Origin of the sequence: Nocardia neocaledoniensis (genome assembly GCF_029868625.1) — a bacterium.
GTDB classification, from domain to species: Bacteria; Actinomycetota; Actinomycetes; order Mycobacteriales; family Mycobacteriaceae; genus Nocardia; species Nocardia neocaledoniensis_A.
On sequence record NZ_JARWOJ010000157.1, the window covers coordinates 1 to 11,557 of the forward strand.

Annotated in this window: 11 protein-coding genes and 1 pseudogene; 3 read left to right on the forward strand and 9 right to left on the reverse strand. The window is 70.4% G+C overall.

Going from position 1 to position 11,557, the window contains the following annotated elements; translation table 11 throughout:
- Nucleotides 1–183: 183 nt before the first annotated feature.
- Nucleotides 184–1,413: an SPFH domain-containing protein gene (locus QH270_RS11290; protein WP_280340732.1), complete on the reverse strand. Its 1,230-nt coding sequence runs from the start codon at nucleotides 1,411–1,413 to the stop codon at nucleotides 184–186.
- A gap of 3 nt (nucleotides 1,414–1,416) precedes the next feature.
- Nucleotides 1,417–1,848 carry an NfeD family protein gene (locus tag QH270_RS11295; RefSeq protein WP_280340734.1) on the reverse strand — a complete coding sequence of 144 codons (432 nt, stop codon included), beginning with the start codon at nucleotides 1,846–1,848 and terminating at the stop codon, nucleotides 1,417–1,419.
- A 167-nt stretch (nucleotides 1,849–2,015) separates the two neighbouring features.
- Here QH270_RS11295 and QH270_RS11300 point away from each other — a divergent pair, with 167 nt between their 5' ends.
- Complete coding sequence (locus tag QH270_RS11300) at nucleotides 2,016–2,840, forward strand: DUF3097 domain-containing protein (protein ID WP_280340735.1); 825 nt, start codon at nucleotides 2,016–2,018, stop codon at nucleotides 2,838–2,840.
- Nucleotides 2,841–2,910: 70 nt separating this feature from the next.
- Nucleotides 2,911–3,726, forward strand: a complete 816-nt coding sequence (locus tag QH270_RS11305; protein WP_280340736.1) for a hypothetical protein — start codon at nucleotides 2,911–2,913, stop codon at nucleotides 3,724–3,726.
- Between the two features lie 25 nt (nucleotides 3,727–3,751).
- Here the strand turns inward: QH270_RS11305 and QH270_RS11310 are convergent, their stop codons facing one another.
- From QH270_RS11310 to QH270_RS11340, 7 genes are all read right to left on the reverse strand, one after another.
- Nucleotides 3,752–4,138, reverse strand: coding sequence for a hypothetical protein (locus tag QH270_RS11310; RefSeq protein WP_280340740.1), 387 nt, complete (start codon nucleotides 4,136–4,138; stop codon nucleotides 3,752–3,754).
- 86 nt (nucleotides 4,139–4,224) lie between these two features.
- Entirely contained in the window at nucleotides 4,225–5,274 is a 1,050-nt protein-coding gene (locus QH270_RS11315; protein ID WP_280340742.1) for a ferrochelatase, read from the reverse strand.
- Nucleotides 5,274–6,107, reverse strand: a complete 834-nt coding sequence (inhA, locus tag QH270_RS11320) for an NADH-dependent enoyl-ACP reductase InhA (RefSeq protein WP_280340744.1) — start codon at nucleotides 6,105–6,107, stop codon at nucleotides 5,274–5,276. Before inhA ends, QH270_RS11315 begins: the two co-directional genes overlap by 1 nt.
- Nucleotides 6,108–6,176: 69 nt before the next feature.
- Nucleotides 6,177–6,893 carry a 3-oxoacyl-ACP reductase FabG1 gene (fabG1, locus tag QH270_RS11325; RefSeq protein WP_280340746.1) on the reverse strand — a complete coding sequence of 239 codons (717 nt, stop codon included), beginning with the start codon at nucleotides 6,891–6,893 and terminating at the stop codon, nucleotides 6,177–6,179.
- 83 nt (nucleotides 6,894–6,976) lie between these two features.
- Nucleotides 6,977–7,981, reverse strand: a complete 1,005-nt coding sequence (locus QH270_RS11330; protein WP_110035453.1) for a VWA domain-containing protein — start codon at nucleotides 7,979–7,981, stop codon at nucleotides 6,977–6,979.
- Nucleotides 7,978–8,934: a DUF58 domain-containing protein gene (locus tag QH270_RS11335; RefSeq protein WP_110035454.1), complete on the reverse strand. Its 957-nt coding sequence runs from the start codon at nucleotides 8,932–8,934 to the stop codon at nucleotides 7,978–7,980. The genes QH270_RS11330 and QH270_RS11335 overlap by 4 nt, the downstream gene beginning before the upstream one ends.
- Before the next feature lie 23 nt (nucleotides 8,935–8,957).
- Nucleotides 8,958–10,121 carry a chaperone MoxR1 gene (locus tag QH270_RS11340; protein ID WP_110035455.1) on the reverse strand — a complete coding sequence of 388 codons (1,164 nt, stop codon included), beginning with the start codon at nucleotides 10,119–10,121 and terminating at the stop codon, nucleotides 8,958–8,960.
- Between the two features lie 442 nt (nucleotides 10,122–10,563).
- Between QH270_RS11340 and QH270_RS11345 the strand changes: the two are divergent.
- Nucleotides 10,564–11,557, forward strand: a pseudogene (locus tag QH270_RS11345) (hypothetical protein); the annotation flags it as partial.

Sequence of the window (11,557 nt, forward strand, 5' to 3'; positions counted from 1 at the left end):
CGACTCCCGGTCGACCGGCTCCGCCGCGCTACCCAGCGCGGGCCAATCCCACCGCGCCGCCCGCGCATTAGCCGGCATGCCGCCCCGCGGGGGGGGGGGCGGGGCGGCCCGCCCCCCGCCCCCTCGCCCGCGGCCCCCCCGCCCACCACCACCGGCCCCCGGGGCCCCCGGCGGAGCCGGAGATCAGCCGTGCTGTGGCGGCTGCCAGGGACGGCCGTACGGGTCGTTCGGACGCGATTCGGCCTCGGGTGCGACCGGCGGCGGAGTCGGCAGCGACGGCGGCACGGCAGGCGGGGCCTTCGGGCGGGGCGGCTCGAAGCCCTCGACCGGGGTGCGGGCGGTCGCTTCCGCGGCGCGCACGGCCTGCTCGATCTTCGGGTCGGAGGCCGTCTCGAACCAGTCGGCGACGTCGGAATCGTCCTCGATCTTCACCGGCTGCTCCGGCTCGGGCGAGGGCTCGTAGCGGAACACGCCGTCCTCGCCCTTGGTCGCGAAGTTCTGCGCGAAGCCTTCGAGGGCCTTGCCGAAATCGCTGGGCACCAGCCACACCTTGTTGGCGTCGCCGCGCGCCACCATCGGCAGCGTCTGCATGTATTGGTAGGCAAGCAGTTCCGGCGTCGGCTTGCCGTTCTTGATGGCGGCGAACACCTTCTCGATCGCCTTCGCCTGGCCCTGCGCCTGCAGGTAGGAGGCGGCGCGCTCACCCTGGGCGCGCAGGATGCGGCTCTGCCGCTCGCCCTCGGCCGAGAGGATCGCCGACTGCTTGGCACCCTCGGCGGACAGGATCTGCGCCTGCTTGGCGCCCTCGGCCGTCTTGATCTGCGATTCGCGGGTGCCCTCGGCGGTGAGGATCATCGCCCGCTTCTCGCGGTCGGCCTTCATCTGCTTCTCCATCGACTCCTGGATCGACGGCGGCGGATCGATGGACTTGAGTTCCACCCGGGCCACGCGCAGGCCCCAGCGGCCGGTCGCCTCGTCGAGGACACCGCGCAGCTGGTTGTTGATCTGATCGCGCGAGGTCAGCGTCTCTTCCAAGGTCATGCCACCGACGACGTTGCGCAGGGTGGTGACGGTGAGCTGCTCGACCGCGGCGATGTAGTTGCTGATCTCGTAGACCGCGGCCTGCGGGCTCGTGACCTGGAAATACACCACCGAGTCGATCTGCAGGGTGAGGTTGTCCTGGGTGATCACCGGCTGCGGCGGGAAGGACACGACCCGCTCACGCAGGTCGACCTTCGCCCGCACCCGGTCGGCGAACGGGACGAGGAAGGTGAGCTGACCGGACACGGTGCGCGAATAGCGCCCGAGCCGTTCGATCACCGCCGCCTCGGCCTGCGGAACGAGAGCGATCGATTTGAACACCACCACCACGACCAACAGGACGAGGACGGCGGCCACGATCAAGGCAACCATGTTCTAGGGACCCTTCCAGACGACGGCGGTCGCGCCGTCGATCTTCATCACATAGACGGTCAGGCCGGCGTCGTACACTTCGTCCGGGTCCAGCGGGCGCGCGGTCCACACCTCGCCACCGAGCTTGATCTGACCCGAATGCGCGGCGACCTGTTCGAGCACGAGCGCCGACTTCCCCGGCAGCGCATCGACATTCGTCGGTGTCGGCGGCGGCGTCCCGAACTTGCGGCGCAGCACCGGCCGCACCCCGAGGAACAGCACGCCCGCGACCCCGCCGAAGACCAGCGCGTCGCCCCACAGCGGCAGATCGAGGGCGGCGGTGACGCCCGCGGTGCCCAGTGCGGCGGCACCGAGCATGAGCAGCGTCAGATCCCCGGTGAGCATTTCCGCCGCCGCCAGGACGATGCCCGCGATCAGCCAGATTATTGCGGCCACGTCGTCCAGCCTAGCCGTGATCGGCCCGTGGCGGGCGGTCTCGCGGCACCCGGCGAACCGAGCGCGCGCGGCGGAACCGGCCCCAACTACGCACCCGCCCAACGCCGGACCCGATCGCCGCGGCGTCGGTCCACCGGGTGCGGGTCCGGTCGCGGTACGTTCGTGAGGTGAGTGCACGTGGCGGGTACGGCGACATCTTTTCCGGGCATCAGCGCAGCAAGAAGACTCCGGTGCCGAAGGTCAGCGCCGAGCGCGACCTCGTGGTCGAGGACGCGGCGAGCGGATTCTGCGGTGCCGTAGTCGGTTTCGACCGCAGCTACGACGGCGAGTTCGTGAAACTCGAGGACGGCCGCGGCGCGGTCCGGCTCTTCGCGCTGCGCGAGGCGGCGTTCCTGATCGACGGGAAACCCGTGACCCTGGTGCGTCCCACCGCGGCCCCGCCCAAGGCGCCGACGCGGTCCGCGTCGGGTTCGACCCGGGTCGAAGGGCTGCGTGCCCGGGTGGCCCGCACGAGCCGGATCTGGGTGGAGGGCGTGCACGACGCGGCCCTCGTCGAGCGGGTGTGGGGCCATGATCTGCGGGTCGAGGGCGTCGTCGTCGAGCATCTCGAGGGCCTCGACAATCTCGGCACCCGCCTCACCGAGTTCGGCCCCGGGCCCGGCGCGCGGGTCGGGGTACTGGTCGACCACCTGGTGACCGGGTCCAAGGAGACCCAGCTGACCACCGGCCTCGGACCACACGTGCTGGTCACCGGGCATCCGTACATCGACGTGTGGCAGGCGGTGCGACCGGCCGCGGTGGGCATCGAGGCCTGGCCGACGGTGCCGCGCGGCGAGGACTGGAAGACCGGCGTCTGCGCGCGCCTGGGCTGGGGAACACCGCAGCAGGGCTGGCGCCGGGTGTACGACGCGGTCGACTCGTTCCGGGATCTCGAGGCCCCGCTCATCGGCGCGGTCGAACGGCTCATCGACTTCGTCACCGAGCCCGAGTAGACCACCCGCAGGTCAGACAGGTCCTCATCGCCCACACGCGATTCCGGGCGAACCTTTATGCTCGATGATTATGTGCTCTCCCAGTGCGACGTTGACGCTGTGGGCCGGCTCGTGGCTGGCCGGGACCAGCGCGCCCGATGACGTGCTGGAGGCGCTGCACACGTGGGCCGCGCGCCACACCCTCGCCGCGGGCGACCCGGTCACCGGTGGCCGCAGCGACCTGCCGTGGACCTCCCGCGACGAATCCGCGGGCACCGGAGTGATGCCGCTGCTCAAGGTGATCCGGGAGGCGATGGCGCCGCCCGGCGCGCAGCTGCGCCTGGTCCTGCCCGCGCCGGGCGACGTGCGCGGACTGCCGATCGGCACCGCCTTCGCGGCCGACGCGGTCGACGCGGAGGAGGGCCTGCTCCTCGGCGTGCCGGGCGACCAGGGCACCGGCCTGATCCCGCACTGGACCGACGACGAGATCCTGCAGTGGACCGTGTACAGCGTCGACATCCCCCGGGTGGTCGGCCCGGACATGTCCCTCGGCGAAGCCGAGTACACGATGCGGGAATCGGTGCGCGATGCCGCCGACGCGCTCATGCGCCTGCACACCACCTCGGTCGGCGCCTCCGACACCGACCCGCGCGAACAGATCGAAGCGCAACTGGCCGCGTACTCCCGGCACGCCTACCCCGACTCGATCCCGTTGCGCGCCAAGCGGATTCTCGATACCGCCGACCACGTGGCCGCCATTCTCACTGTCGCCCAGCACGAACCGGCATCGGCGCCGACCTCGGCGTCGGCGATCGGCGCGCACGAGTCGCTGCTGCGCCCACTGTGGAACACCATCCGCGAGGCCAGGCTGGCGGCCGTCCACGCCGCCGCCGGACCGCCCCGCTGACCACAGCGGAAGAGCAAGTGCCGCTTCAGATTCCGCCGATGGCGGTCTTCATGTCGGGGGCATCGAGGACCTGCAGCGTATCGGTCCGCACATCGGGGCAGCTCTGGCTGGTGACCGTGTCGACGATGTGCCGGTCGTAGGAGATGGCGGCATTGGCCGCGGTGTTCTGTTCGGTCCACAGCTTCATGACACCTGTGAAAGCCACCTCGGCCACCTGCGGACCGAGCGCACGCCAGGTGCCCTGCTGAGCGTCGAGGATGCCGCACAGTTCGTCGACCATGGCCGGTGTGATGGGCGGTTGGGTGGGCGCGGGGCCGGTCTCGTAGCCCGAGTCACCACCGCAGCCGCTCAGTGCCAGCGTGGCCGCGGCCACGACCAGCAGGGGAACCGCCCGTCGCCTTGTCGAACGCATCGGAAGACCTCCGATCTGTCGAGCACAACTGGCGAAAGCCTACCCTCCGCACCCCGGCGAACCGGGGAATGGTTATCCGGTTGTGTTCAGGAACGCGCCGGGCGCGGCGGCTGTTCGCAGCAGCCCGGCGCGCAGACGGCGCCGTCGACGGTGCAGCCGTAGCCGGGGACGGCGCCGAGTTCGCGCACGACTCCCCCGGCGACGCGTTCGGAGATCAGCTCCACCACCATGCGCGCGAATCGCGGGTCGGTCCCCGGGGTCGACGCGCGGGCGAAGGCCATGCCGAGTTCGGCGGCGCGGTCGGCGGCCTCGTTGTCGAGATCCCAGATCACCTCGAGGTGGTCGGAGACGAAACCGACCGGGCACACGACGACGGCGTCGATTCCCTTGCCGTGCAACACGTCCAGATGATCGACGATGTCGGGTTCCAGCCAGGGCACCTGTGGCGGGCCGGAGCGGGACTGCCACACGACGTCGTACTCGGTGAAACCGGTGGCGGCGGCGCACAATCGGGCCGCCTCGGTGACCTGCCTGCTGTAGAGGCGCCCACCGTCGGCGGGTGGTCCGGCGGCGATGTCGGCCGAGACCGGGATGGAGTGCGCGGTGAACACCAGGCGCGCGCCCGCGCGCCGGTCGGCGGGGAGCGCGTCGACCGCGGCGGTGATCGCGTCGGCGAACGAGGCGATCAACAGCGGGTGATCGTAGTACTGGCGCAGTTTCGTCAGTTCGGGCGCGCTCGCCCCGACCGCGGCGCGCGCGCGGGCGATGTCCTCGTCGTACTGACGGCACCCCGAGTACCCACCCCACGCCGAGGTCGGGAAGACGAGGGCCGAGCGCACGCCGTCGGCGGTCATCGTGGCGACGGTGTCCTCCACCATCGGATGCCAGTTCCGGTTGCCGAAGTACACGGGCAGGTCGAGCCCGGCGGCGTCGAGTTCGCCCTCCACCGCCGCGATGATCTGCCGGTTCAGCGCGTTGATCGGCGAGACCCCGCCGAAATGCAGGTAGTGCTGGGCGACTTCGTCGAGGCGGGCGCGCGGGATCCCGCGGCCCCGAGTGACGTTCTCCAGAAACGGGATCACGTCCTCGGGGCCCTCGGGACCGCCGAAGGACAGCAGCAGCAGGCCGTCGACCATCAGTTGGTGAAGTTCTCCGGGAACCACATGTTGTGGCTCGCGCCGCCGTCGACGTAGATGATCGAGCCGGTGGTGGCGGGCAGCCAGTCCGAGAGCAGTGCCACGATCGACTTGCCGACCGCGCGCGCGTCGGCGCCGTCCCAGCCGATCGGCGACGCGCCGTCCCAGTACTCGTCGAGCTGGCGCAGCTGCTTGGCGTCGTCGGTGGCGGTGCCCGCGATGGCCTTGGCCGCGAGGGTCTTCACCGGGCCGGCGGCGATCAGGTTGGAGCGGATCTTCTTGGCGTAGCCCACTTCCCGGGCCACGTACCGGTTCACCGACTCCAGCGCGGCCTTGGACACGCCCATCCAGTTGTAGTACGGCATCGCCACGCGCGGGTCGAAGTCCATGCCGACCAGCGAACCGCCCTCGTTCATCACCGGCAGCACGGCGCGGGCCAGCGAGGCGTAGCTCCAGGCGGAGATCTCGAAGGACTTGGCCACATCGGGGCCGGGGCCCTCCAGGAACGGCACCGCGTCCGGACCCATCAGGGTCTTGGGGGCGAACGCGATCGAGTGCAGCACACCGTCGATGCCCTCGGGCGCCAGCTCACGCAGCGCGTCGGCCAGCGCGTTCAGGTTCTCCTCGTTGGTGACGTCCAGCGGGATCGCCGGCGGCACCTCCTGCGGGAGCCGCTTGGCGATGCGGTCGATCAACCGCAGCCGCTCGGGAATGCCGGTGATGATCACCTTCGCGCCCTGCTCCTGCGCGACCGCCGCCGCGCTGAACGCGATCGACGAATCGGTGATGATGCCGGTGATCAGGATGGTCTTGCCTTCGAGCAGTCCGCCCATGGGTTTTCGGTTCTCCTGCGTTCGTGGACGCGGCGACCGGTTCGGCGCCGCGGGAAGTCGGTCAGCGGGTCAGTGGCCCATTCCCATGCCGCCGTCGACCGGGATGACGGCGCCGGAGACGTAGCGGGAATCCTCGGAGGCGAGGAAGCTGACCACGGCGGCGACCTCTTCGGGCTGGCCGACCCGCCGCAGCGGAATGTACTTCTCGACCATGTCCTTCATGTCTTCGGGCAGGTCGGCGGTCATGTCGGTTTCGATGAAGCCGGGCGCGACCACGTTGGCGGTGATGTTGCGCGAACCGAGCTCGCGGGTGACCGAGCGGGCCAGACCGATGACACCGGCCTTGGACGAGGCGTAGTTGATCTGCCCCGCCTGACCCATCATGCCGACCACCGAGCCGAGGAAGACCATCCGGCCCCACTTCGCGCGCAGCATCGCCCGGTTGGCCCGCTTGGCACAGCGGAACGCACCGGTGAGGTTCGCGTTCACGACCTTCTCGAACTGCTCCTCGGTCATCCGCATCAGCAGGGTGTCGTCGGTGATGCCCGCGTTGGCGACCAGCACCTCGACCGGACCCTGGTGCGCCTCGACCTCGCTGAACGCCCGGTCGACCGATTCGTTGTCGGTGACATCGCATTTCACACCGAACAGGCCCTCGGGCACCCCCGATCCACGGTGGGTGACGGCGACCTTGTGGCCGTCGGCGAGCAGGCGCTGAGCCACCGCGAGACCGATACCGCGGTTACCGCCGGTCACCAGGACCGAGCGGGATGTGACGTTCGACATAGGGTCCAACCTATCTGTTCCGGTTCGTGTGCCCCGCGCCAGGGTCGCGCCGTTGCGACTACTCACAACGCGGGGTTGCAGTGCTAGGGCAGGCGTTGACGATAGACCAAACTCACCACGACACCGGCGGTGACGAACAGCATGCCGAACAGCAGCCACGGCCTGCTCGCGTCGCCCCTGGTGGTCTCGTAGCCGATCTGTTCCTCGAGCGTGTCGTAGACGGCGCGCAGTTCGGCCAGCGACGACGCGGTGTAGAACTCGCCGCCGGACAGTTTCGCGATCTCCTGCAGCGAGGCGTTGTCGACGGGCACCTTGACCCGCTGCGACCCCTTGCCGTCGGAATCCGGGATCTCCACGGTGCCCCATTCGGTGCCGAAGGAGATGGTGGAGACCGGGATGTTCTTGTTCTTGGCCAGGCGCGCCGCGGTGAAGGCGTGGCGCGGGTTGTCGACGTCCTTGTCGTCGGGCACGGTCTGCTTGCCGTCCGACATCAGCACCACGCGCGCGGGCGGCGGGGTCTCGGCGCCGCCGAGGACCGCGGCCAGGGTGTCGATCGACTGGAGCGCGGTCAGGATGCCCTCACCGGTGGCGGTGCGCTCGGCCAGCTTGATGTTGTCGATCGAGTGTTTGACCGCCTCGCGGTTCGTCGTCGGCGAGACCATCACCGAGGCGGTGCCGGCGAACGTGACGAAACCGAGGTTGATGCCGGGGGTCAGGCCGTCGACGAACTCCTTGCCCGCCCGCTGCGCGACCTGCAGGCGGTTGGGCTCGACGTCGGTCGCCTCCATCGACAGCGACACGTCCATCACCAGCACGACGGTCGCGCGGTTGCGCGGCACCTTCTGCACGGCGGTGGGTCCCGCGGCGGCGATGGTGAGCAGCACCAGACCGGCCAGGATGAGCGCGATCGGCGCGTGCCGCATCGGGCTCGGCCGCGACGGGGCGACCTTCTCGAGCACGGTCATGTTGCCGAACTGCAGCATCCGCCGGTGCCTGGCCCGCTGCACCAGCACATAGCCGAGGACCAGCAGGGCGACGACGGCGAGGAATCCGAGCCAGACGACGGCCGTGAAATGCGAAATACTCACTGGCGAGGCACCCGCCCGCTCGGGGCGCCGAGGCTGTGGCGCCGGGTGGACACGAACCGGACCACATCGGCGATCCAATCCCGGTCGGTCCGCAGGGAGAGCACCGGCGCGCCGCAGCTGCGCAGCGCCTGCTGCACCTGCTCGCGCTGGGCCGCCGCCGCGGCCGCGAAATCGGCGCGCAACGTGGGGGTGACGCTGAATTCCCTGGTGTGCCCCGACTCCGGATCGTGCAGCACCACATCACCGCCGTCGGGCAGGGCCACATCGAGCGGATCGAGCACCTCGACGGCGAGCAGATCGTGGCGCGCGGAGATCGCGCGCAACGAGCGCTGCCAGTCGACGTCACCGAGGAAGTCGCTGATCACCACGGCCAGACCGCGTTTGCGCTGGGGCCGGCGCAGCGATTCGATGCCCGCCTTCAGATCACCGCGCACTCCGTCGCGGGCGTGCGGGGTGGTCGCGATGCCGCGCAGCATCGTCTGCGCGTGCAGCCGACCACTGCGCGCCGGGATCCGCACCAGATCCTGGCCGGTGGCCACGACGGCGCCGATGCGATTGCCGCCACCGGAGGTGAGGTGGGTGATCGCCGCGGCCGCCGCGATCGCCAGATCGCGCTTCTGCACCCGGCCGGTGCCGAAATCCAGGCTCGACGACAGGTCGACCACGAGCCAGGTCTCGAGCTCACGGTCGGCGATCATCTGCCGCACGTGCGGGTGGGTGGTGCGGGCGGTGACCGACCAATCCATCTGCCGCACATCGTCACCCGGCTGGTACAGGCGCGCCTCGCCCGGTTCCGAACCCGGTCCGGGGATGAGTCCCTGGTGGTCGCCGTGCAGCACACCGTCGAGCCGGCGCCGCACCGTCAGTTCGAGCGTCTTCAGCGCGGCGGCCAGTTTCGGGTCGGTCAGTTCACCGGCACGGAACGACGGCGGCGCGTGGGACGAGGTGGGCACGCGGACAACGGGTTCCGGCGCACTCACTGGGGCGCGACGTGGCCGGCGGGCTGGGACTGCTGCCCGTTCGCCGGCTGCGGCACGGGCTGTTGCTGGGGCGGCTGGGGCACGGCGGGCTGCTGCGGGGCGGCCTGGCCGCCGACGGCCTGCGGCGCGACCTGCGGCAGACCGACGGTCTGCAGGACCCGCTTGATGACCTCTTCGGGGGTGACCTCGTCGGCGAGCGCGTCGTAGGACAGCACCAGGCGGTGGCGCAGCACGTCCGGGATGACCTCGACGACGTCCTGCGGCACCACGTAGTCGCGGCCGCGGATCAGCGCCACCGAGCGCGCCGCGGCGATGATGCCGAGGCTGGCACGCGGCGAGGCGCCGTAGGAGATCCAGTTGGCGACATCGTTCATGCCGAATTCGGCGGGGGTGCGGGTCGCGGTGATCACCCGGACGACGTAGTCGACCAGCGCGTGGTGCACGAAGACGTTGGCGGCCAGCTTCTGCAGGCGGATGATGTCTTCGGGCGCGAGGATCTGCTTGGGCTCCGGCGGCGTGACGCCCATCCGGTAGATGATCTCGCGCTCCTCCTCGACGGAGGGGTAGTCGACGACGACCTTGAACAGGAAGCGGTCGCGCTGCGCCTCGGGCAGCGGGTACACGCCCTCGCTCTCGATCGGGTTCTGGGTCGCCATGACCAGGAACGGATCGGGCATCGGGTAGGTCTTGCCGCCGATCGACAGCTTGCGCTCGGCCATCACCTCGAGCAGCGCCGACTGCACCTTGGCGGGCGCGCGGTTGATCTCGTCCGCGAGGACGAAGTTGGCGACGACCGGACCGAGCTCGGTGTCGAACTCCTCGCGGCCCTGGCGGTAGATGCGGGTACCGATGAGGTCGGTGGGCACCAGGTCGGGAGTGAACTGCACCCGGGAGAACGAGCCGCCGACCACCTTCGCGAAGGTCTCCACCGCGAGGGTCTTCGCGACGCCGGGCACACCTTCGAGCAGCACGTGACCACGTGCCAGCACGCCGACGAGCAACCGCTCGACCAATCGATCCTGACCGACGATGACCCGTTTGACCTCGTAGATCGCCTTCTCGAGAGTCTGGACGTCACGCTCCAGGGTGCTCGGCGCAGCCGTACCGGCGTCCTTCGCCAGCTTCGGCCCGCTCACACCTTCCGTCGAAGTCACCAACATCCCCGCTTTCGCCTCGGTCCTGTGCGTGCGGCACCAACTATTCCAGGTAACAGCCCGGCGCGCCGCAACCGGCCAGGAGTGGACGCGAATTCGTCGTATTACCCGCCGGCCCTGCTTGCCCGTCACCCTACGCATGTCGCGCGTCCACCGCACCGCGCGACGCGGGCGGTGGTGCGGGTGGTCTCCGTCGGCCGTGAGTGTTCAGCAATTTGTCGGCAACATGATTTTCGTCATGGTCATTACCTTGGGTAACGATCAGGAGACGGGCCAGTGGTCCCGCCGAGGTCATCGCATGGGAGGCGGACTTCGTGGCGTTGAACACACAGCTCAACAGTAATTTTCTGGACGGAATCGCTGTTCCATGGCTTATCCCCGGATGCCGGTTTTGTTCAACGGCGAATTGCCGGTCCGGCGGACTTTTCCGTCTAAGAAGGTGATCTCCATGCGATTCTCTGCGCACATGCGGTTGTCCCACGGTTTGCTGGTCGCGACCGCCATCGCCACCACCACGGCCCTCGGCCTCGCGGTCGCACCCACGGCGGCCGCGCAACCATGGACGCTGCCGGACATCGGGGCGATCGGGATCGACTCCGGTTCGGCTGGACTCGGCTCCTCCGGAGACGGCGGGGTCGATCTCGGTGGCGCCGTCGGCACCGAACTCGGCCTCGGCACAGGCAGTTCCGGATCCGGGTCGGCGGCGGGCAGCGGTGACGCGCCGGCCTTCGGCAGCGGATCGGCCGCCGGAAGCTCCGAGGCCCTCGATGCCGGAACCGCGCTCGCCACCGGCAGTTCGGGCGCCGTGGGCACCGGCAGCGCAGACGCCCTCGCCACCGGCAGTACGGGCGCCTTGGCCACCGGCAGCGCAGACGCCCTCGCCACCGGCAGTACGGGCGCCTTGGCCACCGGCAGCGCAGACGCCCTCGCCACCGGCAGTACGGGCGCGACTGGCCTGCTGGGTTCCGGCAGCGCGGCGGCCGGGAGTTCGGCCGCGGGTCTCGGGGCGCTCACCGCGCTGCTGGAGACGGGAAGTGCCGTCGGCGGTGGCGCGGCGCTCGGTCTCGGCGCGGGCAGCGCGGGCGCGCTCGGTGCCGGAAGCGCCGGTGCACTCGCGACGGGTAGCGCGGGGGCGGGCGCACTCGGGGCGGGCAGCAGCTTGGCGACGCTCGGCCTCCTCCTCGGCACAGGGAGCGCCGCGACCGGCAGCGCACTCGGCAGCGCCGCAGTCGGTAGTGCAGGACTCGGCAGCGCAGCACTGGGCAGCGCCGCGGTCGGCAGCGCCGCGGTCGGCAGCGCGGCACTCGGCAGCGCGGCGGTCGGTGGCGCACCACTCGGCAGCGCGGCACTCGGCAGCGCGGCGGTCGGTGGCGCGGCGCTGGGAGCCGGTTCTTCGCAGGGTCTGGCTACGCCTGGGCCTGGCGCGTCGGACGGCCCCCGTG

Excerpts from the sequence above, each read along its gene's own strand:
- QH270_RS11290 (WP_280340732.1), bottom strand. The coding sequence starts at position 1,413 with ATGGTTGCCTTGATCGTGGCCGCCGTCCTCGTCCTGTTGGTCGTGGTG.
- QH270_RS11305 (WP_280340736.1), top strand. The coding sequence starts at position 2,911 with ATGTGCTCTCCCAGTGCGACGTTGACGCTGTGGGCCGGCTCGTGGCTG.
- QH270_RS11310 (WP_280340740.1), bottom strand. The coding sequence starts at position 4,138 with ATGCGTTCGACAAGGCGACGGGCGGTTCCCCTGCTGGTCGTGGCCGCG.
- QH270_RS11315 (WP_280340742.1), bottom strand. The coding sequence starts at position 5,274 with ATGGTCGACGGCCTGCTGCTGCTGTCCTTCGGCGGTCCCGAGGGCCCC.
- inhA (WP_280340744.1), bottom strand. The coding sequence starts at position 6,107 with ATGGGCGGACTGCTCGAAGGCAAGACCATCCTGATCACCGGCATCATC.
- fabG1 (WP_280340746.1), bottom strand. The coding sequence starts at position 6,893 with ATGTCGAACGTCACATCCCGCTCGGTCCTGGTGACCGGCGGTAACCGC.
- QH270_RS11340 (WP_110035455.1), bottom strand. The coding sequence starts at position 10,121 with ATGTTGGTGACTTCGACGGAAGGTGTGAGCGGGCCGAAGCTGGCGAAG.